General features: G+C 40.5%; 27 protein-coding genes. 6 read left to right on the top strand and 21 right to left on the bottom strand.

Annotated elements, in window-relative coordinates; translation table 11 throughout:
• Positions 1–27: 27 nt before the first annotated feature.
• The 4 genes from lepA to gpr form a co-directional block, all read right to left on the bottom strand.
• On the bottom strand, positions 28–1,863 hold the full coding sequence (gene lepA, locus NYE23_RS01605; RefSeq protein WP_341075001.1) for a translation elongation factor 4: 1,836 nt from the start codon (positions 1,861–1,863) through the stop codon (positions 28–30).
• A 195-nt stretch (positions 1,864–2,058) separates the two neighbouring features.
• Positions 2,059–2,403, bottom strand: coding sequence for a YqxA family protein (locus NYE23_RS01600; RefSeq protein ID WP_341075000.1), 345 nt, complete (start codon positions 2,401–2,403; stop codon positions 2,059–2,061).
• 17 nt (positions 2,404–2,420) lie between these two features.
• Positions 2,421–3,626, bottom strand: a complete 1,206-nt coding sequence (spoIIP, locus tag NYE23_RS01595) for a stage II sporulation protein P (RefSeq protein WP_341074999.1) — start codon at positions 3,624–3,626, stop codon at positions 2,421–2,423.
• 69 nt (positions 3,627–3,695) lie between these two features.
• Positions 3,696–4,823 carry a GPR endopeptidase gene (gpr, locus tag NYE23_RS01590; RefSeq protein ID WP_341074998.1) on the bottom strand — a complete coding sequence of 376 codons (1,128 nt, stop codon included), beginning with the start codon at positions 4,821–4,823 and terminating at the stop codon, positions 3,696–3,698.
• 260 nt (positions 4,824–5,083) lie between these two features.
• On the opposite strand from gpr, the gene rpsT reads away from it, so the two are divergent.
• Positions 5,084–5,350 carry a 30S ribosomal protein S20 gene (gene rpsT, locus NYE23_RS01585; RefSeq protein ID WP_341074997.1) on the top strand — a complete coding sequence of 89 codons (267 nt, stop codon included), beginning with the start codon at positions 5,084–5,086 and terminating at the stop codon, positions 5,348–5,350.
• Between the two features lie 207 nt (positions 5,351–5,557).
• On the opposite strand, the gene holA is transcribed toward rpsT, so the two are convergent.
• Positions 5,558–6,589: a DNA polymerase III subunit delta gene (gene holA / locus NYE23_RS01580; protein WP_341074996.1), complete on the bottom strand. Its 1,032-nt coding sequence runs from the start codon at positions 6,587–6,589 to the stop codon at positions 5,558–5,560.
• Between the two features lie 298 nt (positions 6,590–6,887).
• On the opposite strand from holA, the gene NYE23_RS01575 reads away from it, so the two are divergent.
• Positions 6,888–7,022, top strand: coding sequence for a YqzM family protein (locus NYE23_RS01575; RefSeq protein ID WP_035331183.1), 135 nt, complete (start codon positions 6,888–6,890; stop codon positions 7,020–7,022).
• Between the two features lie 125 nt (positions 7,023–7,147).
• Here the strand turns inward: NYE23_RS01575 and NYE23_RS01570 are convergent, their stop codons facing one another.
• The 3 genes from NYE23_RS01570 to NYE23_RS01560 all read right to left on the bottom strand — a co-directional run bounded on the left by NYE23_RS01570 (position 7,148) and on the right by NYE23_RS01560 (position 10,844).
• Positions 7,148–9,475, bottom strand: coding sequence for a DNA internalization-related competence protein ComEC/Rec2 (locus tag NYE23_RS01570; protein WP_341074995.1), 2,328 nt, complete (start codon positions 9,473–9,475; stop codon positions 7,148–7,150).
• Positions 9,476–9,545: 70 nt separating this feature from the next.
• Positions 9,546–10,109, bottom strand: coding sequence for a ComE operon protein 2 (locus tag NYE23_RS01565; RefSeq protein ID WP_341074994.1), 564 nt, complete (start codon positions 10,107–10,109; stop codon positions 9,546–9,548).
• 102 nt (positions 10,110–10,211) lie between these two features.
• Positions 10,212–10,844 (bottom strand): helix-hairpin-helix domain-containing protein, encoded by a 633-nt coding sequence (locus NYE23_RS01560; protein WP_341074992.1) that lies wholly within the window; start codon positions 10,842–10,844, stop codon positions 10,212–10,214.
• Positions 10,845–10,933: 89 nt separating this feature from the next.
• Between NYE23_RS01560 and comER the strand changes: the two genes are divergently transcribed.
• Positions 10,934–11,758 (top strand): late competence protein ComER, encoded by an 825-nt coding sequence (gene comER, locus NYE23_RS01555; RefSeq protein ID WP_341074990.1) that lies wholly within the window; start codon positions 10,934–10,936, stop codon positions 11,756–11,758.
• Between the two features lie 72 nt (positions 11,759–11,830).
• On the opposite strand, the gene NYE23_RS01550 is transcribed toward comER, so the two are convergent.
• From NYE23_RS01550 to NYE23_RS01515, 8 genes are read right to left on the bottom strand one after another with little or no spacing between them, the layout of a single operon-like run.
• On the bottom strand, positions 11,831–12,580 hold the full coding sequence (locus tag NYE23_RS01550) for a class I SAM-dependent DNA methyltransferase (RefSeq protein WP_341074989.1): 750 nt from the start codon (positions 12,578–12,580) through the stop codon (positions 11,831–11,833).
• Complete coding sequence (gene rsfS, locus NYE23_RS01545) at positions 12,577–12,933, bottom strand: ribosome silencing factor (protein ID WP_048010312.1); 357 nt, start codon at positions 12,931–12,933, stop codon at positions 12,577–12,579. Before rsfS ends, NYE23_RS01550 begins: the two co-directional genes overlap by 4 nt.
• Before the next feature lie 4 nt (positions 12,934–12,937).
• Positions 12,938–13,504, bottom strand: coding sequence for a bis(5'-nucleosyl)-tetraphosphatase (symmetrical) YqeK (gene yqeK, locus NYE23_RS01540; protein WP_341074987.1), 567 nt, complete (start codon positions 13,502–13,504; stop codon positions 12,938–12,940).
• On the bottom strand, positions 13,494–14,063 hold the full coding sequence (locus NYE23_RS01535; protein ID WP_341074986.1) for a nicotinate-nucleotide adenylyltransferase: 570 nt from the start codon (positions 14,061–14,063) through the stop codon (positions 13,494–13,496). The genes yqeK and NYE23_RS01535 overlap by 11 nt, the downstream gene beginning before the upstream one ends.
• A 38-nt stretch (positions 14,064–14,101) precedes the next feature.
• A complete protein-coding gene (gene yhbY, locus NYE23_RS01530) occupies positions 14,102–14,392 on the bottom strand; it encodes a ribosome assembly RNA-binding protein YhbY (RefSeq protein WP_341074985.1) in 291 nt (96 codons plus the stop codon).
• Positions 14,386–15,225 (bottom strand): shikimate dehydrogenase, encoded by an 840-nt coding sequence (gene aroE / locus NYE23_RS01525; protein WP_341074984.1) that lies wholly within the window; start codon positions 15,223–15,225, stop codon positions 14,386–14,388. The genes yhbY and aroE overlap by 7 nt, the downstream gene beginning before the upstream one ends.
• A gap of 45 nt (positions 15,226–15,270) precedes the next feature.
• Positions 15,271–16,377: a ribosome biogenesis GTPase YqeH gene (gene yqeH / locus NYE23_RS01520; protein ID WP_341074983.1), complete on the bottom strand. Its 1,107-nt coding sequence runs from the start codon at positions 16,375–16,377 to the stop codon at positions 15,271–15,273.
• A 3-nt stretch (positions 16,378–16,380) separates the two neighbouring features.
• Positions 16,381–16,896 (bottom strand): YqeG family HAD IIIA-type phosphatase, encoded by a 516-nt coding sequence (locus NYE23_RS01515; RefSeq protein ID WP_061791112.1) that lies wholly within the window; start codon positions 16,894–16,896, stop codon positions 16,381–16,383.
• A 527-nt stretch (positions 16,897–17,423) separates the two neighbouring features.
• On the opposite strand from NYE23_RS01515, the gene NYE23_RS01510 reads away from it, so the two are divergent.
• Positions 17,424–17,564, top strand: a complete 141-nt coding sequence (locus NYE23_RS01510) for a sporulation histidine kinase inhibitor Sda (RefSeq protein ID WP_035331211.1) — start codon at positions 17,424–17,426, stop codon at positions 17,562–17,564.
• Between the two features lie 71 nt (positions 17,565–17,635).
• Here the strand turns inward: NYE23_RS01510 and NYE23_RS01505 are convergent, their stop codons facing one another.
• Positions 17,636–18,412, bottom strand: coding sequence for a phosphatidylserine decarboxylase (locus NYE23_RS01505; RefSeq protein ID WP_341074982.1), 777 nt, complete (start codon positions 18,410–18,412; stop codon positions 17,636–17,638).
• A 266-nt stretch (positions 18,413–18,678) separates the two neighbouring features.
• Between NYE23_RS01505 and pssA the strand changes: the two genes are divergently transcribed.
• Positions 18,679–19,221, top strand: a complete 543-nt coding sequence (gene pssA, locus NYE23_RS01500) for a CDP-diacylglycerol--serine O-phosphatidyltransferase (protein ID WP_341074981.1) — start codon at positions 18,679–18,681, stop codon at positions 19,219–19,221.
• A 37-nt stretch (positions 19,222–19,258) separates the two neighbouring features.
• On the opposite strand, the gene NYE23_RS01495 is transcribed toward pssA, so the two are convergent.
• Together NYE23_RS01495 and NYE23_RS01490 are read right to left on the bottom strand one after the other, a co-directional pair.
• Positions 19,259–21,058 carry a M3 family oligoendopeptidase gene (locus NYE23_RS01495; RefSeq protein WP_341074980.1) on the bottom strand — a complete coding sequence of 600 codons (1,800 nt, stop codon included), beginning with the start codon at positions 21,056–21,058 and terminating at the stop codon, positions 19,259–19,261.
• Between the two features lie 124 nt (positions 21,059–21,182).
• Positions 21,183–21,335, bottom strand: a complete 153-nt coding sequence (locus tag NYE23_RS01490; RefSeq protein WP_174749532.1) for a hypothetical protein — start codon at positions 21,333–21,335, stop codon at positions 21,183–21,185.
• 446 nt (positions 21,336–21,781) lie between these two features.
• Between NYE23_RS01490 and NYE23_RS01485 the strand changes: the two genes are divergently transcribed.
• Positions 21,782–22,747 (top strand): F510_1955 family glycosylhydrolase, encoded by a 966-nt coding sequence (locus tag NYE23_RS01485; protein ID WP_341074979.1) that lies wholly within the window; start codon positions 21,782–21,784, stop codon positions 22,745–22,747.
• 25 nt (positions 22,748–22,772) lie between these two features.
• Here NYE23_RS01485 and sigK read toward each other — a convergent pair whose 3' ends face one another.
• Positions 22,773–23,492: an RNA polymerase sporulation sigma factor SigK gene (gene sigK / locus NYE23_RS01480; protein ID WP_035331221.1), complete on the bottom strand. Its 720-nt coding sequence runs from the start codon at positions 23,490–23,492 to the stop codon at positions 22,773–22,775.
• An 839-nt stretch (positions 23,493–24,331) separates the two neighbouring features.
• Positions 24,332–24,472 carry a YrzI family small protein gene (locus tag NYE23_RS01475; protein ID WP_076257467.1) on the bottom strand — a complete coding sequence of 47 codons (141 nt, stop codon included), beginning with the start codon at positions 24,470–24,472 and terminating at the stop codon, positions 24,332–24,334.
• Positions 24,473–24,758 lie beyond the last annotated feature (286 nt).

The following is a 24,758-nucleotide window of genomic DNA, read 5'->3' as shown; positions in this document are numbered from 1 at the left end:
CTAACCTCTTAAAACAAAGCAAATATTTTACTTTTTAGGGGTGTTATCGTCCATCTTCAAAACGGCCATGAAGGCTTCCTGCGGAACTTCAACAGAACCAACCTGCTTCATCCGCTTTTTACCTTCTTTCTGCTTCTCCAATAATTTACGCTTACGGGAAATGTCTCCGCCGTAACATTTAGCCAATACATTTTTGCGGATGGCTTTAATGGTTGAGCGGGCTACAATTTTCTGGCCGATCGCCGCTTGAATAGGAACCTCAAACTGCTGACGGGGAATAAGCTCTTTTAACTTCTCAACGATTACTTTTCCTCTTTCATAAGCAAAATCCTTATGAACGATGAAGCTCAATGCGTCTACCTTTTCTGCATTTAACAGAATATCCATCTTAACAAGTTTTGATGGCTTGTATCCAATTAATTCATAATCAAAAGAAGCATATCCTTTTGTATTGGATTTCAGCTGATCAAAGAAATCATAAACAATTTCCGATAAAGGAATTTCATATATAATATTTACTCTGGTTTCATCCATGTATTGCATATCAATAAAGATGCCGCGTTTTTGCTGGCAAAGTTCCATAATGGCTCCCACATAATCATTCGGCGCCATCATCGTAGCTTTTACATAAGGTTCTTCAACACGGTCAATCTTTTGAGGATCAGGCATATTGGATGGGTTATCCACTTTAACCTCAGTGCCATCTGTAAGAATAACATCATAGATAACACTAGGCGCTGTTGTAATCAAATCTATTTTGAATTCGCGCTCAATGCGCTCCTGGATGATTTCCATGTGAAGCAATCCAAGAAAACCGCAGCGGAATCCAAATCCGAGGGCCTGTGAAGTTTCCGGTTCAAACTGAAGGGCAGAATCATTCAGCTCCAGCTTTTCAAGCGCTTCACGCAGGTCATTGAACTTGGCGCTATCAATTGGATAAAGTCCGCAATAAACCATCGGGTTCATTTTTCTGTATCCAGGAAGAGCTTCGGCCGCACCGTTTTTCGCACTTGTAATGGTATCACCTACACGTGTATCACCAACGTTTTTAATTGCAGCAGTCAAAAACCCTACGTCTCCAACTGACAATTCAGGCAATGGCGTTGATTTTGGCGTAAACACACCAACCTCTGTAACTTCAAACTCTTTGCCGGTTGCCATCATTTTAATTTTATCCCCTACTTTTACCGTACCCTCAACCACCCGGATATAAGCTACTACACCGCGGTAGGCATCATAAAGAGAATCAAATATAAGAGCCTTTAATGGGGCATCCGGATCCCCTACTGGAGCAGGTACTTTTTCAACAACCTGCTCAAGGATTTCTTCTATTCCGATTCCTGCCTTTGCTGAAGCAAGTACTGCTTCAGATGCATCCAAGCCGATAACTTCTTCGATCTCATTTCGAACCCTTTCCGGATCCGCACTTGGCAGGTCGATCTTATTAATAATTGGAAGAATCTCAAGATCGTTATCCAGGGCCAGATAAACATTAGCAAGGGTTTGCGCTTCAATACCCTGAGCCGCATCCACAACCAGAATTGCGCCTTCACATGCTGCAAGGCTTCGGGATACTTCATATGTAAAATCGACGTGTCCCGGCGTATCTATTAAGTGGAAAGTGTATATCTCTCCATCTTTAGCTTTATATTTTAACTGAACGGAATTCAGCTTGATCGTAATGCCGCGCTCCCTTTCAAGATCCATGGAATCAAGGAGCTGATCCTTCATTTCGCGTGAAGTCAGCGCATTGGTTTTTTCAAGGATCCTGTCGGCCAAAGTCGACTTACCATGGTCAATATGGGCGATGATCGAAAAATTCCTGATTTTCTCTTGCCTTTTTAGTCTCTCTTCTTTGTTCATTATTAATATTTCAACTCCTACTATAGAAAAGCGCAAGCGCCTTTAAATAGGCGCCTGGAGCTAAGTGTGGTCAATTTTAAAATAGTCTTTTTAGTTTATACACTATTTTTGATTATATCAGTAGGTTTGTGAAGATTCAATGCTAAGCTTTAAGCCGCTTATTTTCAAAAAAATAAGGCTGCCCTCCTGAGCAGCCTATTTCCCTGTTATTAAGTCTGTGATGATTGCGACCGATTTTTCTGTCAGCTCTGATATGCCTTCGGATATGCTTTTTCCTAATGATGAAAAGAAATTATATGCTTTCATTTCTTCAAGTTTTTCTCTTTTCTTCTGAAGATCATGGCTTGACACATCATTCCCCAGGACAGAAGCCTGAACTTCGCCTTCATTGGTTTCATTTATGGTCAGGGCACTTTTGAAATTTCCGTCATGGAATCCCTTCATTCTGTGAATTCCTTCATTTGCCTGCTGCATTCCGAATAATACAGAGACAAACATAATCGCTGCCAGAAAAAGAGCTTTAAGCATAAACATTTTCATTCCGCATCATCCTATTACTATTTCTTTTCTGATTCACCGCCAGCCGGTGAATTCACTTCCTCTGCCTGCCAGTAATATTCACTGAACACTTCCGCGAGTGCTTCGGCCGAGCGGTTTAACTCCTCAAACGTATTATCGACTCCCCCAAACTCAATGAGTATGGCATTGCCTGATAAATCCTGATTAAAGTTGCCATTTGTCCCTGCGCCTTCTTTTTTCATTATTCCCCTGCTTAATCCTTTGTACTTGACGCTCAATCTATCATGCAGCTCTTTTGCAAATTTTAAGTTCTTCTCGTAATTCGGATTATTTCCTCCAATTATAAAAGCCAGCTTGGCATAAGACTCTCCGTTAATTTCTTTTGTAGTATCTTTTTTTCTTTTTGAATCACGATGAATATCAATTAAATAAGTGAGATCCCGATTGGAAGTGATTGCTGCCTGGACCACCTCTCTGGATTCCTGATAGGAGCGTCCATATGATAAGCCCTTTTTGTTTAAATTCCCCTGAACATCCGTTTTATCTACAAATGTGCCGATTCCTTTGCTCTCCATCTCTTCCTTAAGCTTGTCACCGATTTTAGTAATATTAATTTTTGAATGGTAGGCCGCATCAGGGTTGGTGACACCCTTGAGATATGGAAGATAGGACTCAGTATTATGCGAAAAATATACATAGACAGGTTTTTTATCACCTGTAGATACCGGCGGGGCATTTGATTGTTTTTTATCTCCAGATGGCTCAAGCCCCTCAGTGTTTTGCAGGGCTGCCTCCTGTTCGGCCATCAGTACTTCTAAAGGGGGAGAAGATTCTACAGGCATATTTGTATAATCCGTTCCTTCACCTGCAACTAGAATTTTACTGTCATAAATCGAGAAAAAGGGAAGCTCCCTTCCCAGAAGACTTCTGGGATCATCCAAATTGACATTTGTGGATAGCTTAAAAATTAAATTGGCAAAGGCCGGGGGAGAACTGCTTTCAGAAACTCCCTGGAGAAATGAGTGGTTTTCCCATCCGAGAAAATGATAAAGCATTTCTCCTGTCAGGCTGTTCGCGGCAGAATTTACTGAAGATGAACTGATTCGGTATTCAGGCTTTAAGGAAGTTAATGCCCCGCTTATTGAAAATATCATAAATAGAAAAAGCAGAAATCCCCCAATAGCCTTCAGCAAGCTTGTCCCTTGGATAGTTACTACAAGTCCGTTCGCTTTAAAAGGTTTCATTGCTCCACCTCTCCTTGCTAGTCTAGTAAATGTTATGACTTTGCTAGAGAAGATAGAACAGGATATTTTCTATCTTGTATAAAATCCGGCATTATCCTGATTCACTTTCTGGTGGAGCGCAGCGTTTAAACCGTTAGCAATTAAGTTTGACATATCTTCAATAAATACATCCACTTCCTTTGGCGTCACCATAAGGTTGTGACCCAAAGGCGAGAGTACTTCATAAATAAGCTTCCGCTTCTCCTCTTCAGGCAAGGTTCCGATCATGCCAAGAAAGGTTTTTCGATGATGTTCCTCCGGCAGATCATCATCTGTCAGCTTTCTCTTCTCCCCAAAAGTCATTCCTGCAGGGGCAAGAGCACGTGATGGACGGCCTCCTTCTTTCATTTCCTTGCCAAAATGCTTCAGGATGTAATCAATTGTATCGCTTGTTATGGATACGGCATCGACAACTGTTGGGATGCCAATCGCTATAACAGGTATTCCTAAAGTCTCCTTACTGATTTCTTTTCGTTTATTCCCTACACCAGAGCCAGGGTGAATCCCTGTATCCGAAATTTGAATGGTAGAATTGACTCTTTCAATTGATCGGGAAGCAAGAGCGTCGATCGCAATGACAAAGTCAGGCTTTGTTTTTTCAACAATGCCATGAATAATGTCACTTGTTTCAATTCCTGTCAGGCCCATCACCCCTGGAGAAATAGCACTTACCGGCCGGTAGCCTTCTTCTACGCTTTCAGGCTGCAGCTGATAGAGATGTCTTGTAACAAGCAGATTTTCGCAAACTTGCGGCCCCAATGCGTCGGGAGTGACATTCCAATTGCCCAGTCCGACAATTAAGCAGGATGCATCTTCATTAATGCCCAGCTGCTTTATAAATTGGGAGAATTCACTTGCGAATACAGTCTCCACTTTGTGCTGGAGCTCGGTATCCTGCTGGCGTATGCCCGTCACTTCGAGGGTCAGATATTTGCCCTCTTTTTTCCCTAATGCTTCTGCTCCTTCCTTTGTTACTTCAACAAAGGAAATTTTAATATCGTTTTCTTCTTTTTCTTTAATTATGACGCCTTCTATTTGGGAAAGATTCTCCTGTTCGTGAACATTGTCTTTCTGCCTGCCGGAAATCACCATTTCCCTGGCTTCAATGGCAAGATCCGTTCGAACTGAGTACTGGCTTAAATCTATTGATTCCTTCATATGTATCCCTCACAATCTCAGCTTATTAGGTTGGAAAATAACAGACAAATTACTAAAATTCAGATATATACTATCTTTGCCTTTAAAATGAAAAAACATGCAGAATAAAAATGAACTTCCCGATTTATCCTTCAGTAATTTTGAGTACAGAGTATTGCATTATCACCCCGTGTTTGATAAAATATCACTTGTTCTGAATTTGTTAATGAACGTGAATGTCGAGTTATAGAATCTCGATGCTTTTTCAGGAGGTGAATGGAATGCCAAACATTAAATCTGCTATCAAGCGTGTTAAAACTAACGAAGCTCGCAACGCTCAAAACGCGACTGTTAAATCAGCAATGCGTACAGCTGTTAAGAAGGTTGATGCTGCAATCGTAAACAACGATTCTGCTGCTGCAACTGAATCTTTCGCTGATGCTGCTCGTAAACTGGACAAAGCTGCTGCAAAAGGTCTTATCCACAAAAATGCTGCTGCCCGTAAAAAGTCTCGTTTAATGAAAAAAATGAACTCTTTAAATGCTTAATGTTTAAAGATATCGGCTATCTTAAGGGATAGCCTTTTATTTTACATAAAAAAGCGGTCCAAATTGTGGACCGCTTTTTTTATGTAATCAGAATTTATAACTTTGTACTTCGAGAACTGTCCAGCTCCAGCGCCTACCCCCTCGAGGTCACAAGCTTGTCTAGTTGCGGCTCCCAGGGACTCGGGGTCATAAGCCGTTTCCGCTTTTCTATTTTCTGAGCGCCTGACTTTGCAGACGAAACAGGAACATTTCAATCAGCATGGTTTTATTCATGCCTCCTGTTTTCATTTGGTAATCCGCATCAGCAAGCAAGCTTATGATCGCTGCCAGTTCTTCGTCTGCAAACAGCTGAGCCTGTCCGGCCGCGAGCTTTACCCGAAAAGGATGAATCTTTAAATAGCCGGCAATCTGCTGCTGGCCGTAGCCTCTCCTGGCAAGCTCCTTCACCTGATAAATCAATCTGAACTGCCCTGTAATAACAGATAAAATCTTAATGGGCTCTTCATTTTGCTTTAATAAATCATAATAAATTCTCAGGGCTTCTTCTATTTTGCGGTGAACCACCTTATCTACTAGGGAAAAAATGTTTTGCTCTAAAGACCGTGATACCATTTTTTCTGCCATTTGTTCATCTATCCGCTTTGTGTCATTCGCATATAGGGCTAATTTATCGATCTCGTTGGTCAGAATAAACAGGTTGGCGCCTGCCAATGTCAAAATCAGCTCAACAGCCGATTCATCAATCTGCACACCGTTCAATGCTGCCCGTTCCCTGATCCAGGCTTTCAATTCACCTTCATTTAATTTCTTGGCTTCAAGGACTGCAGCCGTTTTTTTCAATTGTTTGGTTATTTTTTTCCGATCATCGAGTTTTTCTGCCGATGAGGAAAATACCACCACTGAATATGGGGCAGGCTCTTTAATATAGGCTTCAAGCTTAGCCAGGTTATGCTCCTGTTTAGCTTTCGATTTCTCTGATGTTAAAAAAACCGGGTTATGTAAAAAGATCAGTCTCTTTTCACCCATAAACGGAAATGTCTCCGCATCTTCAAGCGCTGTATCAATGGGGGTTTCCTCAAGGTCATAAGAGGATAAATTAAAATCAGCTTCCTCTTCGCTTAGCACATTGTTGATCAGAAGCTGCTTCGTTTCGTTTATAAGATAAGGTTCTGTTCCGTATAATAAGTAAATAGGAGCAAAACTTTTCGCTTTAATTCTGTTCCAAATATCAAAAACCAATTTCTTCTCTCCGTTCGCCAAACAATATATTCACTATATATCCTAAAGAAGCGATGGCAATTTGACAAGACATAAGAAATTGGCGTCCAAATGAACGCCAATTTCCAATCTATATAGAACGCTGCATCCCTGAGGCCCGGGAAACTCAGGAAGCTGCGGTGCACCTTTGTTTATTATTTTCCCCTTGTTGTTTCGTCATATTTGTGACAACTCCTGCTAATGCAGGAAAAGGGCAGGCGAACTCTAGATTTTTTCATTTGAATGACTTATACTATATAGGAAATAGGAGGGGTAGACTGTGAACGAATTTGAAAAGAACGTCCAAAGCAAACGTAATGATGCAATCGACTCTGGTGTAGGATTCATCGTATCATTCGGTTTCTTCGCAACGTTATTTATTATTGCAACAGTCATTAAATTTTTAGGAGCTTAATGGCTACATACAGCAATGTGTCACAATACCGCTGACACATTGAGGCTGCTGAGGCAGCCTCTTTTTTTTGGCGGAATTTCGATTAAGCATTATCATGTCTGGAAGCTGATGCTTTCTAACATATACTATGGAAGCTGCACTGAAAAGGTTCCTGAATCCTCTTTAAAAAAATAGGTAACCGCCCCTTGCTTATCGGTTCTCAAAACTTTGACATTATAATCATTCAGCCTGCTCATTACATCATTATGTGGATGCCCATACCTGTTGTTTCTGCCTGCAGATATAACGCCAATCCGCGGCTTTACTCCAGCGAGAAATAATTCTGTTGAAGAGGTTTTGCTTCCATGATGCCCAATTTTTAAGACATCAGCTTTCAACTTGGGATAAGACTTTATGAGCTGACCTTCCCCATGTTCCTCCAAATCTCCGGTAAACAGCCAGTTTAACCCTCCCACTTTGGCAAAAAGGACAATAGATCCATCATTTTTCTCCTCACCGTCCCCCATCTCCCCGCCAAACGGGGACAAAACTTGAAATACGGAATCTCCTATAAGCCAGCTATCTCCGGCTTTAGTAAAAACAATTTCACTTTTGTTATTTTTAGCCTGTACAATTAAATCCTTTTCAGCCTCCGAGAACTTAGCTCCCTGTGGAAACACTACAGACTTTACCTTCATTTCCCTCAGAACAGCTGATGCGCCGCCAATGTGGTCCATATCCCCGTGAGTGAGAAAAAATTTATCTATTTTACTGATCCCTTTGCTTTTCAGAAAAGGCACTACTGTGTCCTTTCCTGTTTCATATGGATCACTTCGCATCTTCCAGTCCTCAGTCTCAACCATGAGCGCGCCCCCTGCATCTATTAAGTAATTCCCTCTCCCATACGGGAGCTTTATCAGTATGCTGTCACCCTGCCCAACATCAATAAATGTAATTTCACCAGCTGGTGTAAACACATTTGACAAGTAATGAAATACTATTGCAAGGATGGGAAGCACTCCGTTCTTAATAATGGCTTTTTTGTTTTTTGACCTTTCCCAGCCGGCAAAGAATGCGGGAATCAGCAGAAGATATATGATCAGCATTAAAACGGATGGCCTGCCAAGTATAAGGGTCGAATTAGGAATGGCCGAAAGCATTTCAGCAATCCAATTAAGAAAAATAATCATTTTTTCAAATACATGAAGTAAGAAATCTGCCCTTCCCCCTGTTAATAAATCAATAAAGAATAGAATTAATACCACTGGAAGTACAATGGAAGAAAACAAAGGCACAAAGACCAGATTGGCAATTATGGAAATGATCGATACCTCATAAAAATGCCAAAGGAGGATCGGAATGGCTGCCATCTGGCAAATAAAGGAGACAGCCAGGAGGGCAGCGAAGGGATGAGTGAATTTTTTGAAGATGGCAGGAGCTGAGAGAATAAGCGATAAGGCAACAGCAAAAGACAGCTGAAACCCGGCATTATATATAATAAAAGGGGAGATAAAAAGATAGCCTGCAAACACAATAGAAATAACATCAGCTAATTGAATAGGGGCCTTCAGCTTCTTTGCCAGTAAAACCAGAAGCATCATAAACACAGCCCGCAGTACAGACGGTGCAGCTCCGGTCAGTATTGCATATACCGGCAAAACCATTATTAGGATGCTGGTCATATTTTCTCTGGTGATACCGGCCCGTATTCCGGCAAGAAAGAACATTCCAGCAAGCATACCTACATGAAGTCCGGATATTGCAAGCAAATGGATAATTCCGATTTTCTGATAAGAAGCAATAGTATCCTCATCAACAAAATTCCGATCGCCGAAAACAAGTGCAATTGCCAGTGGAGCTGTCTGTTCAGGGAAATGCTCTAAAATATGATTAGTGCCCATCTCCCTCATTTTTAAGATAGGTAATGTGATGCGGCTTTTATTGCAGGTGCAATCAGAGAGGTTTAACTGTTCCAATTCGAGGATCCAAAAGATACTGTTGTGGTTTAAGTAATCCTTGTAGCTGAAGGAATTAGGATTAGTAGAAGTTGGAGGATTCTGTAAGGTGCCATTAACCCGGCATGTCATTCCTATCCTCAGATGGTCTGAAAGGATTTTTTGTTCTGCTTCGGATTTGATCTTATAACTGGCAGCCAGCTTTTCTTTTTTTCCGGTCAATTCAATTAGGACTGTGAGAAGATCTCCATCTATCTTTACTGATTCAGACAGGGTAATTTCAAATTCACCCTCATTTCCTGTAAGACTTGTCCTGTTATAATCTGCCGCTAATTCACTCCTTATGATTAAGACAATGTAAATCAAAATCAGGATAGTCATGTTGTTTTTGGTCAAGATATTTCTTTTCAAGAGGAAAAGGGCAAGAAGAGAAAAAATAATAGCAATTGCCGGATGAAGTAATGATGTCAAATTCCCCAGGAGTGAGGCAGCAGCTGCGTAGATCCATCTGCCTTTCATATCATTTGCTCCTTTAGTTTTTTGAAATAGAGCAGCACCTTATCATTGCAGGTGCCGCTCCTTGAGTGGTTTATTTTTGAAAAAGCTTGTCCTTTTTTTCTTTATAGCTTTTCATTACGTCCTGATTTTTACCGCTTTTTTCAAGCTCATGGATTAAATCTTCTATAAACTCACGTTTTTCCTGCATGCTGTCATCAAAGGATACTTTTTCAGCTGCCACCTGGACAGTTTTCACTCCAGCCTTCTCAAAGAGTTCAATTCCATAAGGGTGATTTTTATAGTCCTGTGCGTAGTAAACTGTTTTAATTCCCGCCTGTATAATCGCTTTGCAGCATTGAAGGCACGGAAAATGAGTTACATATATTTCTGCTTCACTTGTCGGCACCCCAAATTTTGCACACTGTAAAATCGCATTCATTTCCGCATGAATGGTCCTGACACAATGGTTATCAATAACATAGCAGCCTTCATCAACACAATGTTCACCGCCGGTAATAGATCCATTATAGCCGCCTGCAATGATTCTCTTATCCCTTACAATGGTTGCCCCGACCGCAAGTCTTGTACATGTGCTCCTCAAAGCAAGCAAATGGCTTTGTGCCATAAAATATTGGTTCCAGGAAATCCGGTCCATCTGTCTCTCCCCTTTACATAGGCATGAATGCCCTGAATTCAAATATAGCTTTTTCTCTCAATAAGTGTAAGCCTCAAGCTTGTGCAGGTCAATGGAATGAAATTAGTTTATTCTAATATGCTCTTTGAGTTTTTCAAAGGTTTTATCCCCTATCCCTGATATTAATTTCAAATCCTCAATATCCTTAAAGGGTCCATTTGTATCCCGGTGTTCAATTATCGCTGCAGCCTTAGAGGGGCCAATCCCAGGCAATGTCTGCAATTCTGTTTCATCTGCCCTGTTTAAATTTACCTTTCCGCTATCCTGCTGTCCTTTAGCCTCGACATTTCCGGCTCCCGTTTGGGTCTCTTCAACAATTTCACCCTCTTCCGGAACATATATCACCATTTCATCTGTAATTTTGAGAGCAAAATTAATTTTAGTGCTATCCGCTTTTCCCGTCAGTCCGCCTGCTTTTTCCAGCAGGTCTATTACCCTTTCACCCTCTTTTGCTTCGTACACTCCCGGGTTTTTTACTGCACCTTTAATATCTGCTTTCATTGCCTGTGGCACCTGTTCAGCCTGCATATCACCAGCTGTTTCTTTACCATTTTCTTCGTTCAATGAAATTGACTGTTCAATCTCAGGAAATACTTCAGTCTCCTGAACGGGTGTCAAATAGTGATAGAGGAATGCAGCCAATGCAATCGCACCTCCTGCAAAGTAAAATTTATATGTTTTTATCCATTCGGGCACTATGAATCCATCCTTTCTTTTTGGAATAAATGTTTTTTTGATACATATCGTTATATGAGAGAGCCTGCTTTTAAGGGAGGGATATAGCATTGAAGATCGGAATCATTGGCACAGGTAATATGGGGAGAATTTTGACCGAGGCCTTCCTGGATGGAGGAGCCGTTTCCCCGGCCTCCATGACGATAACCAATCGGACAGTGGCAAAAGCCATGGAAATAAAAGAAACACATCAGGAAATTACCGTTGTAAATAATGCAAGAGAGGCCGCCCATCGTTCTTCGCTGATCTTTATTTGTGTAAAGCCTCATGATGTGTATAATGTCGTTCAAAATATTTTGCCGTTCCTGTCAGAAGATAAATGTGTAGTGTCCATAACCAGCCCTATTAGTGTAAAACAGCTTGAATCAATTGTGCCTTGTTCAGCAGCGAGGGCGATTCCAAGCATAACTAACCGGGCCTTATCAGGAGTTTCATTATTATCATTCGGTGAACAGTGCAGCGAACAATGGAAAGGGGAACTTAACAAGCTTTTTGAAAGCATCTCCACGCCTGTCTTTATAGAGGAAGCCATTACCAGGGTTTCTTCAGATATTGTCAGCTGCGGCCCTGCCTTTTTCAGCTACTTGACACAGCGCTTCATCAATGCGGCAGTTGCGGAAACGGAGATTGATAATGAAACAGCTACAAAGCTTGCAGGAGAAATGCTGATCGGGCTTGGGGAATTACTGAAAAAAGGTTTTTATACTTTGCCTACATTGCAGGAAAAGGTGTGTGTCAAAGGAGGAATTACAGGAGAGGGAATTAAAATTCTCGAAAGCGAGCTCGGCAGTGTATTTGAACACTTATTCCAGGCTACACACTCCAAGTTTGACGAAGATCTTGTCGAAGTAAAAAAACAGTATTCTCTCCATTAGCTATTCGATGCTAACGGAAAAAATCCTTTATTATTTTAAAAAAACAGCCGGAATGAACCCGGCTGTTTTTTACTAGTGTCTTTTCTTTGCAATAAAAATGATTCGTTCAGCCTTGCTGCCTGGTGGTCCTGCTTCAAAATCTGCTGAAACATCAACAAGGTTAAAACCGCATTCCTCAAGCCAGCTTTTATATTGATCAATAGGATAAGTACGCTGCAAATGAAGTTCGTCATAGCGGTCATACTTTCCTGTTTTTTCGTCAAGAACAAAGAATGAAAGATCATGCTCTACAGAATTGGGGTATTCGCCCTGAAAGCTGTGCCAGATATATGAAATTTCCTCGTCATTTTCAGCAAATGTCTGGTTCATAAATATCTGCATAATTTTATAAATGGAGTGAACATCAAAAATAAACAGACCATCGTTTCTTAAATGGCTATGGACCCGCTGGAAGGTCTTCTTCACATCTGATTCTGTCTCCAGGTAATTCAGAGAATCACAAAAGATGCCAATAATATCAAATTCACTAAACCCTTCAAGCTCTGCCATGTTCTGCAGGAAAAAGGGAATTTGCAGACCTTTCTGTTCCGCCTTTGATTGGGCTACAGCCAGCATATCCTCTGATAAATCCACACCGGTTACATCATAGCCCTGCTCACTTAACCTTATTGAAAGCTGTCCTGTGCCGCACGCAAGATCCAGCAATTGTTTGCCTGGAACATTGAATTCCTCATGCTTTTCATTGACCAATTTAATCCAGCTGTCATAAGGAACATCTTCCATCAGCCTGTCATACAGATAAGCGAACTTTCCATAGCTCATTGGTTAAGAATGCCCTGAACGTTCTCGACCGGGGCATCTCCCCAAAGTCTCTCAAGATTATAGTAGCTTCTTTCATCCTTATGGAAAATATGTGCAACAATATCACCCATATCCACCAGAATCCACCTTGCTTCATCAAAGCCTTCCATTCGCTTAACCGTAAATCCGTGTTCTTCAGATTTTTCTTTCATTTCCCGAGCAATGGCCTGCACTTGTTTATCAGAGTTTCCGTGGCAAATAACAAAGTAGTCCGAAATCAGGGAAATCCCCTTCATATTAAGAACCGTTATATCTTCTGCACGTTTATCATCCGCTGCTTTTACTGCCGTCATCAGCATTGTATTTTCTTTCATTTAATCAATCCTCCTTATTCATTACAAGGTCGTTATAAGTTTCGAAGGAAGCCGGAAAAACAGGCTGCCCTTTTTTCATTAAAAACATGATGGTATTTTGGACAGATTTTATTAATGCCTTGTTCAAGTTCGTCTGTGCTAAATCACGCACTTCGTCAACTCCCGGAAAATGCCTTCCAGGTTCAATATAATCTGCAAGATAAATGATCTTTTCAAGAAGTGCCATTCCCGGCCTCCCTGAAGTATGATATCTTATTGCATCCAAAACCTCTTTATCATGGATTCCCGCTTCTTTCTCAGCCAAAAAAGCACCAACAGGAGCATGCCAAAGTTCACTATTGTAATCCAAAAGCTCGGCTGGCATACCTTCCTTAATGATAACTCCCCTCATTTCTTCCTTAGGGCGGAACTTGGCATAATCATGAAAAATGGCTGCCAATTCAGCTTTCTTACTATCAGCGCCATATTTCTCTGCAAGTTTAATGGCTGTTTCCATCACTCCGACTGTATGAAGGTAGCGATGTTCAGTCAGCTTCTCCTTTACTATAGCAAGAGCTGTTTCACGATTCATATAAATGATTCTCCTTTATATAACTCCTTATAGAATCCGGTACCAGATATCGTATAGTACCGCCTTCCTTTACACGGCTTCTGATCATACTTGAGGAGATCCCCATTTCAGGAACGTCAGCATAAAGAATCGGATACGGAGTCTGCAAATTGTAAGATGGCCGCCTTACTCCTATAAAGGTAATCAATTCAAGAAGTTTGTCAATGTTATGCCACTTGGGCAAATATTCAACCATGTCAGCTCCAATAATAAAATAAAATTGCTTTTGAGGATAGTGTTCCTTCAAAATCCTGATCGTATCGTAGGTAAATGAAGGACCTTCCCGCTCCAGTTCAATCAGCTCCAATTTAAAGCCGCGATGATTCTGCAATGCCAGTTTCAGCATTTCTATTCGATCACTGCTGCTGACATTATCTGACCTTTTTTTATGGGGAGGCTCATGGTTCGGCATAAACCAGACTTCATCCAAACCATGAGAAGACATTACCTCATTCGCAATAATGAGATGGCCTAAATGAGGCGGATTAAAGGTCCCTCCAAGTATGCCTACCTTTTCCATTTACACTCCTCCATACATTCAGTTTAGTCCCTGGAAGCTTACGGCAAGTTGATTTGTTTGTTTTCCTTCGATTCTTTGAATAAAACAATAATATTTCCGATGATTTGTACAATATCAGCCTTCGCGCCTTCTGACAGCTGCTGTGCCACCGTATCCCTGTCTTCTTCACAGTTTTGAAGGACTGAAACCTTTAATAACTCACGGGCTTCCAGCGCTTCTCCTACTTGCTTAATCATATTTTCATTTACCCCGCCCTTTCCCACTTGGAAAATCGGGTTTAAATGATGCGCTTTTGATCGTAAAAAACGTTTCTGCTTTCCTGTTAGCATGATAATCCTCCCAGCTGATTTAAAACTTTTTGTCTCATTCTTTCAATGTCAGGTTCGATGCCAGTCCACATTTCGAAAGCAAGTGCACCCTGATATACAAACATATCAATCCCATTCTGAATACCCGCGCCATTTTCAACAGCATCTTTTAAAAGCCTGGTTTGCAGCGGATTATATATGATATCACTGACAAAGGCTCCTGGCTTTAGCTTATGTACTGAAAGCGGGATCCTGCTAATTTCCGGATGCATCCCGATTGATGTAGTCTGAACAATTAAATCGTATTTCTCAAGGCTTTCCTCTGCCTCCTGCCGGTTCAGCACACGAGCAGGAACCTTAAAAGGGCAATCATTCAAAATCTGTTCTGCCCTTTGTGGAGTCCGGTTGCAAATATCCATAAGCTCCGGACCTTCTTTAGCAATTGTAAAATAAATCCCTCTCGCAGCTCCGCCTGCCCCCACTATCAGCACCTTTTTGTCATTAATTGATTGTTTTTGGTTCAGCAGGCCTTTTACAAACCCGCTTCCATCCGTGTTATAGCCTATTAGCTTACCATCCTGATTTTTCACTGTATTAACTGCCCCAATTGCCTCCGCCAGAGGATCCAGTTCATCTAAAAGAGGGATGATTGCTTCCTTATGGGGGACTGTAACATTAAATCCCGCAATGCCGATTGCTCTGAACCCTTTAATAGCGTCAGTCAGATTCTCACTGGATATATGGAATGGCTGATAATGTGCATCAATACTGTAAAACTCAAATAAATCATTGTGCATAGCGGGGGACATTGAATGGGAAATTGGATCCCCAATCACCCCAAACAGCTTTTTCAAAAACCCTCACCCCTTTTGAAAAACGTAAAAATGCAAGTACACAGCCTAAATTAATGACTTCCTTATCATGGCATGGACACCTTTAGGAACATATGCAGCTACTTTGGCCCCGCCCTCATTTACCGTAATCCAGCCAAGTCCTGAAAATACTATATCTGTTTTCGGTTCTTTAATTGTGAATTCATGTTTCACAAGTTCCGGAAAGGTTTCCATCTGCTCTTTTCTTGGCGGTGTGAGCATCTCTCCCGCATGATTTTCATATAGCTCATCCGCCTTTTCTGTTTTTGTGCGGTGGATATTTAATTCATTGGAGAAATGGCAAACAAATGAACGCCGGCCGCCTGCAATGTAATCAAACCTTGCCAAGCCGCCAAAAAACAGAGTCTGCTCTTCATTCAGCTGATAAATCTTAGGCTTAATCTCCTTTTTAGGTGTTATCACCTTTAAATCCCTTTTATCTACATAATGGGCCATCTGATGATGGTTTATTATACCTGGAGTATCCACCAAAGCCTTTCCGTCAGATAGAGGTATCTCGATAATATCAAGAGTCGTCCCAGGGAAGTGAGAAGTAGTGATAACATCGCCTTCACCTGTTACTTCTTTTAAAATGCGATTGATGAAAGTGGATTTACCTACATTAGTACATCCTACTACATAAACGTCTTTTCCGTCCCGATAATGATCGATGGCTGATGCAATTTCATTAATGGAGTACCCTTTTGCAGCACTTGCCAAATAAACTTCTTCCGGTTTCAGCCCCAGCTGTTTTGATTCCTGCTTCATCCAGTTAATCAGCTTGTTTGTCTTCACGGACTTTGGAAGCAGGTCAACTTTGTTTCCGACAAGCAGGATTTTATTGCTGCCCACAAAACGGTGAAGCCCTGGAAGCCAGCTGCCGTTAAAATCAAAAATGTCCACAATCTTCACAATAAGCGCATCACTTTGTCCAATTTCATTCAGGATCTTCAGAAAATCATCATCAGTCAAGCTTACATCCTGAACTTCATTATAATGCTTCAGCCTAAAACAGCGCTGACAAATAATTGTTTCCTTCTGCAGAGCTGATTGAGGAGCATAACCCAACTCATCAGGATTATCTGCCTGAACTTTTACTCCACAGCCTACGCAAACAAATTGTTCTTCACTCACTTTTTAATCCTCCCACTGAATCATTCCTTTTTTTCTGAACCAATTTAAAATCCGTCTCTCCACCAGACGGTTGAATTTCGTAACAAATCCGTCAGTTTGAGCTACAGGTACAACCAAAATAGTATGGAAACCGCTTCTGTTTCCTCCCAGCACGTCAGTCAGCAATTGGTCACCAATCACCACTGTTTCTTCTTTTCTCAGTCCCATTTCGGATAGAGCTCTCCGGAAGGCCCTGCCCATTGGCTTTCTAGCCTGATAAATAAACGGAATATCAAGGGGATCGGAAAAAGCCTTAACACGATTTTCATTATTATTAGACACAATGGTAACCTTGATGTTGCTTTGCTTCATTTCTTCAAACCAGCTAATCAGCTTCGGTGTTGCATTCGGCCTGTCCCATTCGACTAGAGTATTATCCAGGTCCGTGATTATCCCTTTAACTCCCTTTTCCTGTAAACTGTGTGGAGTTATTTCAAAAATACTTTTAACATGCTGATTAGGCAAAAATTGCTTTAACACTATAGTTACACCTCAATCATTTATTCATATTGTCCGGCAATAATGTTTCTAATGACCTCAACTAATTCCCGGTCTTTAATGACAATTAGGGTCTGCAGCCTTTCACTAGGTAAACACCGACTTCATCATACCCAATTTCATCCGCTCTTTCAAAATAAAGAATGACGGATACAATCTGGCCGTTCTATTTTATACGATTCCACAAAATGGGGAAAGACACTCAAAACTCAGTAAATTTCCACGGAATAGTTATTATTTACCCTTAAAATAAAAATTTTTCGACAAAAACCATCCGCCCCTCACACCTGTGGATAACTTTATGCACATAATCCAATATGGTTTTAATACTTTCTCCCTTTTTATAAACAAAATAATCACAGGTTATCCACGGTTTCCTGTGGATAAGAGAACAGTTGTTCTAATCGTTTTAATTTGCTAGAGTAGGGGTACAACATAAAATCTTACATTATATGTATAAAATAATCCTTTTAGAGCTGAAATATCAAGTACCTGGAGGTGGGACAGGAATGCGTAAACTGTCAGATGAATTATTAATCGAATCCTATTATAAAGCAAAGGAACTGCAGCTAAGCAAAGACTTCATCCGTTTAATTGAAACAGAAATCCACCGTCGTTCACTATCAAACAGAATAAAAGTTACATCCTAAAAATGGACAAGCCCTGCATAGGGCTTTTTTTATTCTCCATATTTAAAACCTGAAACAATTGGCCTGCACAATCACAATAGGGTTCCAATCCGCTCCCCAACTTTAATGTGAGCAGGAGTCTTAATTGACTTTTCAAGTTGGAATTTCCCCTTCTCAAATAAGAGAATGACGGTAGAGCCAAATGTAAAATAGGCCATTTCCTTTCCTTTTTCAAGCTGGTCCCCTTCATGGGTAAGCTCAATGGAATTTACAAACATAGCACCAACCTTCACAATCGCAATTGCAGCTTCACCATGCCTTACTTCAGTTATACTCCGGAAATTTTTAGAAAGCGTTTCTCTTCCATATTTTAAACCCCATTTGTTAACCGGAAAAGATTTTAAACCCAGAATCCATTGATCTGCTACTTTTCCAGTGACCGGGCTGTGTATTCTGTGGTAGTGGCTCGGACTTAAATAAAAGATCATGTAAGTGCCGCCTGCATATTTCCCTGCTTTATTTGCACCAAGCATCTCAGAGATGGAATAGTTCTTCCCTTTTACTGTAATTATACGATCCTCCCGGATATCCCCAATATCTTCGATTACAGCATCTACAGGACTTACTGCTGAATTAGGGTTTTCGTCCGTTACTCGTGCACCTTCCTTCAGCCTTCTAATGAAAAACTCATGAAGTGTTGGATATTCATGCAGTTTTTTTTCCATTTCACTCTCATTAATATTATAAATTCTTGAAAATGAAGGAATGACCCTCCTGCTTAAATTTGATTGTGCAAATTTCTGAAGTATACCGGATGTCCATCTTCCATTTGTCAATTCAATCAGCAGTCGATATACAGGTTTTAACAAAAGAAATGCCCCCTAACTAAATATGTTCTTTACGAACAGGCATAAAAAGCATAGAATAAAATATTATTATATAACATATAAAACTAAGTTTGCCATAGACTTCCTCAGATTTGGCTCTTTTTTATTATTGGCTTCAGTAAATTTGCGGATTACTTCTTTTTCTACCCTTCCTGATAGTTCCCAATTTCCAGACATTAACACATAGCTGTTAGAAAAACTTCCTATAGTCTGCAAGCTGTGATTCCCCGTTGCAAGGAGTGTTTGATATGTTTTTTCAGGATGTTCTTGATTTAACCATCAAGAAGCTAAAGGCACAGACAGCCAATATCTTAACTCTGTCTAACCTGTTCTTAGGGTGCTTTGCTATTTTATTTTCTATTAATGACAATTTGAAATTGAGTGTGCTGCTGATCTTTATCGCAGCTCTTGCTGACCGGTTTGATGGGATGACAGCAAGGAAAATGAATATTGAATCGGATTTAGGAAAACAGCTGGATTCGATGAGTGATATTATTTCGTTTGGAGTTGCACCTGCATTGCTCCTATACACGAGAGTACTTTATGAATTCGGGGCACCCGGCGCCTTCCTGACTGCTCTATATATAGGATGTGGAGCTTTGCGGCTAGCGCGTTTTAACATTAGTGAGAATAACGACGGCTATTTTACCGGGCTGCCAATAACAGCTTCCGGATGCCTCGCCACTTTATGCTTTCTGGCGGTTCCATATTGGCCTTCACCAATATTCCTTTTCATAATGCTGATACTTTCAATTTTAATGATAAGCCCTTTCAGGCTGAAAAAAATGTAAAAAAGCCGTGCTCAAAATAAGAGCGCGGCTTCTATATTTACTTATCTTCTGTTAATGCCAGGAACTCTTCCACATCATCCATGCATAATTGAACAGCGCTTTCCCAGAACTCAGGCTTGGTTAAATCGGCATTTAAATGCTTCATCGCTAAATCTTCAACTGTCATCGATGCAGTATCCTTTAATAATGCTATATATTTTTCTTCATACCCTTTCCCCTCTTTTAGTGCCTGTGCATAGATTCCAAGCGAGAATAAATACCCAAAAGTATATGGGAAATTATAGAATGGCACGCCAGTAATAAAGAAGTGTAGTTTTGAAGCCCAGAAGGATGGATGATACTCATCAAGTGCGTCGCCATAAGCCTCTTTTTGGGCTGCCGTCATGATGTCATTCAGACGGTCGGCACTCACATTTCCCTGTTTTCTTTCTTCATAGAATCTGTTTTCAAACAGGAATCGTGCATGGATATTCATTAGCAATGCAACAGATCTTTGAACTTTATCTTCTAAAAGTGCCAGTTTCTCTTCTTCTGACCCTGCATTTTTGACTGCTGCATCAGAGACAATCATTTCTGCAAAAGTAGAAGCTGTCTCTGCAACATTCATGGCATAATTTCGATTCAGCAAATGAAGATCTCTCATGGCATATGTATGAAAACCATGCCCGAGTTCATGTGCCAGAGTAGAAACATTGGATGGGGTCCCTGAGTATGTCATAAAGATTCTTGATTGGCTGTCCTCAGGGAAGTAAGTATGAAAACCGCCTGGCGCCTTTCCTGGACGGTCCTCTGCTTCAATCCACTTTTCTTCAAAGGCTCTTTTAGAAAAGGAGGTCATCTCTTCTCCGAAGTGGGCAAACTGCTCAAGGATAAATTCTGCGCCCTCCTGATAGGATAATTTCGTTTCTGACTCGGAGAGCGGCGCATCCAGGTCATACCAGCTTAATTTCTCTAAACCTAAAAGCTTTGCCTTTCTCTCCAAATATTTAACAAAAGGTGCTTTATTTCGTGAAATTACCTCCCACATTGTTTCCAGAGTTTCTTTTTTCATTCGGTTTAAATCCAGAGGTTCCTTTAGAAAGTCATTCCATCCTCTTAATTTATATACATTTAATCTAAAGCCTGCTAAGTGATTTAGTGTCTTGGATAAATAGTCAGACTGGCTGTTCCATGACTTTTCCCAATTGTCAAAAACTTCCTTGCGCACCTTTCTGTCAGGACTTGAAAACTTATTGGCGGCCTGTCCTACTGAAAGCTGTTTTAACTCCCCATTTTCAGTGCATGGAATCTTTATGTTTCCTACTATTACGTCATACATTTGGCCCCATCCGTGGTAACCATCAACGGCAAGAGCATTAATAACAGTCTCTTCCTCCTGCGAAAGTTTTTCTGAGGCATTTTCGCGGCGCTCCCTTAATACAAATGAGAGTTCATTTAAATCCTTATCATTTATTATTTGCTCCCATGCATCGCGCTCTAAACTTGCCAGCTTCTGATCAAATACAGTTAAAGCGTTTTGAAAACCTGCACTCAATTCCGTAGTAGACCCTCTAAGGTCTTTCGCTTTTTTGTCTTCGGTATTTTGAGCCTGTAGACAACTCACAAAAGCTCCGGCCTGGCGCACTTTTTTTGCCGTCTGCTGAAACATCTCAATAATTTTACTTATTTCAGCTGCATCTTCGGCTGAGTTAGAAGGCTCCCAATTATGTATTAGATCTGAAAATGAATCAATATGTTTTCTTGTTTCCTGTAAATGCTGTTTAAATTCAGCTGAGTCGCTTCCACCCTTAAAAAAAACATCTAAATCCCACACTGACGAATATGCTGTTGCAGTCATATTATCCCCCCATAAAAAGTTTCGGCTGCAGAAATATTATACCTTGATTTTTCCGAAATTTCTATTAAATAACACAATTAAAAGAAGCCCATACCCTAAGATATGAGCCAAATGCTGGTTATCGCTACCTGAAATAGCCGCCATAATAAGCAAATCCCCCAAAAACAAGCAGCAGGATCAGCAGGACAACTGCAAGGGCCAGCCAGAAACCGCCCCCTCCATAATAACCGCATGGATAAGGAGGGGGAACAGGATAACCGCCATAACCATAAGGCATAACCAATTACCTCCCTTCGCCTTCTATTACTAGGATATGTAAAAAATGGACAATCGCTTAGGCTTTTGTACTAAATTACTGCTAAAAATCGATGTTTTCTTAGCACCTCTATTAGAGCAATTCATAGAATATAGCAGAAGGAATTTTATGGGAGGAGTGTTAAATGAAGATTATCTCCATCTGCAAGAAATGCAAAGGCACAGGCAGCATAACAGCATGTAAATTCATAAAGAAAACCTGCCCTGCCTGTAAGGGGTCAGGCAAAATGACAAAACACCTTTCTGATATCAAGTATAAGGAGAGGAATAAGTTTTTTCTTCACTCATAGCAGCGAGCCATTAATCTGAACCCTTCCACAGGCAAGGGTTTTTTATTTTTTGCTGAAATACTATATAATGACATCGATAATTATAACTATTGAAATGTTATGGATTGGAGTGAAACGAATGAAACAAGGCAGAACAATTTTGGCGGTTCTCCTTTTATTGCTCATAGCAGGCTGTTCTGTTGAGGATGAGCAAAGTGAGAAAACTGCTGATGTACCTTCAAATAAAACTTCAGAGGCGACTGACTATACTATTGTTGAGGCCTCAGCTCAGCAAATCGAGCATATTCAAGGAATTGGCTATCCCGGAAATGATACCGGACTTTACCTTTCATCCAGCGAAGGCTTAAAGTTTTTCAGAGATGGCATTTGGCACGAGACCACTTCTCTTAACCATGACTATATGGGGTTTCAGGCAGTCAAAGATGGATTTATTGTCAGCGGCCATCCTGATAAGAACTCCGTTATTAAAAACCCCCTAGGCATTGTGAAAAGTACAGATAACGGAGCTTCTTTCAAGAAATTGGCTTTTAGCGGAACAAGTTCCTTTCCTTTTTTAGCTGCCGGATATGATACCAAAATCATCTATATGATTAATCAGGAAAATAACGATGAGCTCAAGGCAGGTGTATACCGCTCTCAGGATGCAGGAAAAACATGGGATCCAATAAGCTTAAAAGGACTTGAGGCCGACACACTTGGTATGATCGCAGCACACCCAACTAATCCGGAAATCATGGCAATGTCAACAAGAAGCGGCATCTTTTACTCACAGGATAAAGGAGAAACTGTAAAATTAGTATCTGAGCCAATTATGGCTACAGCCCTCGCATTTACGGAAAACAGCTTGTATTATGCGTTTGCAGATAAGGAAAAGGTTCAAATGAGCAAAATCGATCTCAAAACGATGGAAAACTCACAGATTGAAATCCCTTTTCTAAGCTATGACAACCCTATTACATACATTGCTGCCGATCATAACTCTGACGGAAAGCTTGCTGTTTCAACTTATCTCAAAGATGTATATGAATCTGCAGACAGCGGTGAGAACTGGAAGCTATTATTGAAAAACGGCAGAATTGAATAACTAAAGGGACAGTCAAACTGTCCCTTTAGCTGTTATTTTTCCTTTTTTCCTTTTCCGCCCGATAAAACTCATGAAACATTTTCATTAATGCTCTCTTTTCAATTCTGGAGACATAACTTCTTGAGATGCCAAGCTCTTTGGCAATTTCTCTTTGTGTTTTTTCTTTTTGCAGGTCAAGTCCGAACCTGCCGACAATGACTTCTTTTTCTCTGTCATCTAAAACATCAATGTACTCCTTCACCTTTTCCAGCTCCATATTTAGCTGAATCGTATTAATAACATCCTCAGATTCCGACTTAAGAACATCAATAAGAGATATTTCATTGCCTTCTTTGTCCTGCCCGATAGGATCATGAAGGGATACATCTTTTTTAGTCTTCTTCAGTGCCCTCAAGTGCATCAGTATCTCATTCTCAATACAGCGGGCTGCATAGGTGGCAAGCTTTGTGCCTTTCCCTTCCGAATAGCTCTCGATGGCCTTTATCAGTCCGATTGTCCCAATTGAAATCAGATCCTCGGAATCCTCTCCTGTATTTTCGAATTTCTTTACAATATGGGCAACCAGCCTTAGATTATGTTCAATAAGCATATTACGGGCATGCGAATCGCCTGCAGCCATCAAACGCAGGTATTTCTTTTCATCTGCAGGAGACAGCGGTTGAGGAAATGCATTATTTTTTACATAAGATACAAGAAACACTATCTCCTTAACCAAAAACCCGAGTGCAGTTAAAATACCGGACATCGTTCCACCCCCGCTTATAATGCGTTCAAAAATGCCTATAACTAATTCCTATGTATGGATGGAGTTGTTTTTGTCTGTCCAATTCAGATAATTTCCTCAGAAAAAATTCCGTCCCTCATTTTTTCAGCCAATAGACCTTCATTAAAGCTTTTCGCTATGATGATAGGATATAATCATTCATGGTATAATTTTTATCGCCGGCATGCGGTATACATAGCTCCGTTTAAAGTTATATAAATAATCAGGAAGAAAGAGGTCTTGATGATTTGAATGGTCAGAGAATAATTTTAGCCCTCGTATTTTTTATTGTTTTTCTTGACAGCCTTGCAAAGTTTATTTTTGAAGGTTTTTCTTTAAAGACCTTGCTGATATTGATCGCAGTTTCTGTAATTGTCCTATTTCTCTGGATTTACCCGAACAAAAAGGACTGACTTCTCAATCTGGAAGTCAGTCCTATTTTTAATATTTCATATTACTCTGTTACGCTTACCTCAGCAGAAATGATGCAGCCGACAGTACCGCACACAACCAATCCCATTACGATCCAGAACATCTTCCACACCCCTTTTTTAAATCCTTCTTTTCTTTAATGTAACATGGTTTTTGCTTCAGAAAATGGGAGGAATGTGAACATTCTGTTAATCCGCATCAAGTGGATCAGTTCCTTTTTTTTCGGAATTTCAAGGTTAAAATTAAAATATGCAAAGACACGCTTCTTACCTCCTAACCGGTTACAGCTTTGTTAGGTGGAATCTTTCTCCACCCAGAAAATTGCCTGACGTCCTTGTAAAATGTAAATCATTTAACAAACCACCTTTCTTGATTTTTTGTCACTGAAATTAAAATGGACGATAAATAGAGAATTGACGATCACGATTTTGTTCAATAATTTTTTTAGCCATTTGTTCACGAACAACATCTTCTGCTGATACGTGACGTTTTTTTATCGTGACTGTCAAAAATAAGATATTTAATGTCATTAGATATTCCACCTCCTCTTTCATATCCTGCCAAAAGGCACAAAAAAGCCGCAAAGAGATATACTCCCAGCGGCCTGCCATTTAGGCATAAAAAACCGCAGGGCACAATTCTCCCTGCGGCATGGATATATAATGTCAATAAAGTAAATCTAAGCGATCCATTCCATGTAGGTCGAATTTGTACAATATTTATTTAGCTGTGTTTCTAATACAATTGCAGTTAGCATCATTTCATTCGACCTCCTTTTTAGAATTTTCACTTACACTGGTAATTATATCCACGATT

This window comes from Cytobacillus sp. FSL H8-0458, assembly GCF_038002165.1.
Lineage (GTDB): Bacteria > Bacillota > Bacilli > Bacillales > Cytobacillaceae > Cytobacillus.
This window is presented reverse-complemented; position numbering and strand designations above follow the sequence as displayed.

Bases quoted from the DNA above. Each gene is read 5' to 3' on its own strand.
- rsfS (WP_048010312.1), bottom strand. From the start codon at position 12,933: ATGAAAGAAAATACAATGCTGATGACGGCAGTAAAAGCAGCGGATGAT.
- lepA (WP_341075001.1), bottom strand. From the start codon at position 1,863: ATGAACAAAGAAGAGAGACTAAAAAGGCAAGAGAAAATCAGGAATTTT.
- yhbY (WP_341074985.1), bottom strand. From the start codon at position 14,392: ATGCTAACAGGAAAGCAGAAACGTTTTTTACGATCAAAAGCGCATCAT.
- NYE23_RS01485 (WP_341074979.1), top strand. From the start codon at position 21,782: ATGAAACAAGGCAGAACAATTTTGGCGGTTCTCCTTTTATTGCTCATA.
- gpr (WP_341074998.1), bottom strand. From the start codon at position 4,823: ATGAAGGAATCAATAGATTTAAGCCAGTACTCAGTTCGAACGGATCTT.
- sigK (WP_035331221.1), bottom strand. From the start codon at position 23,492: ATGTCCGGTATTTTAACTGCACTCGGGTTTTTGGTTAAGGAGATAGTG.
- yqeK (WP_341074987.1), bottom strand. From the start codon at position 13,504: ATGAATCGTGAAACAGCTCTTGCTATAGTAAAGGAGAAGCTGACTGAA.
- NYE23_RS01550 (WP_341074989.1), bottom strand. From the start codon at position 12,580: ATGAGCTATGGAAAGTTCGCTTATCTGTATGACAGGCTGATGGAAGAT.
- NYE23_RS01565 (WP_341074994.1), bottom strand. From the start codon at position 10,109: ATGGACCGGATTTCCTGGAACCAATATTTTATGGCACAAAGCCATTTG.
- rpsT (WP_341074997.1), top strand. From the start codon at position 5,084: ATGCCAAACATTAAATCTGCTATCAAGCGTGTTAAAACTAACGAAGCT.
- NYE23_RS01490 (WP_174749532.1), bottom strand. From the start codon at position 21,335: ATGCCTTATGGTTATGGCGGTTATCCTGTTCCCCCTCCTTATCCATGC.
- NYE23_RS01510 (WP_035331211.1), top strand. From the start codon at position 17,424: ATGCGTAAACTGTCAGATGAATTATTAATCGAATCCTATTATAAAGCA.
- NYE23_RS01475 (WP_076257467.1), bottom strand. From the start codon at position 24,472: ATGACATTAAATATCTTATTTTTGACAGTCACGATAAAAAAACGTCAC.
- NYE23_RS01570 (WP_341074995.1), bottom strand. From the start codon at position 9,475: ATGAAAGGCAGATGGATCTACGCAGCTGCTGCCTCACTCCTGGGGAAT.
- NYE23_RS01495 (WP_341074980.1), bottom strand. From the start codon at position 21,058: ATGACTGCAACAGCATATTCGTCAGTGTGGGATTTAGATGTTTTTTTT.
- NYE23_RS01535 (WP_341074986.1), bottom strand. From the start codon at position 14,063: ATGGAAAAGGTAGGCATACTTGGAGGGACCTTTAATCCGCCTCATTTA.
- spoIIP (WP_341074999.1), bottom strand. From the start codon at position 3,626: ATGAAACCTTTTAAAGCGAACGGACTTGTAGTAACTATCCAAGGGACA.
- pssA (WP_341074981.1), top strand. From the start codon at position 18,679: ATGTTTTTTCAGGATGTTCTTGATTTAACCATCAAGAAGCTAAAGGCA.
- NYE23_RS01600 (WP_341075000.1), bottom strand. From the start codon at position 2,403: ATGAAAATGTTTATGCTTAAAGCTCTTTTTCTGGCAGCGATTATGTTT.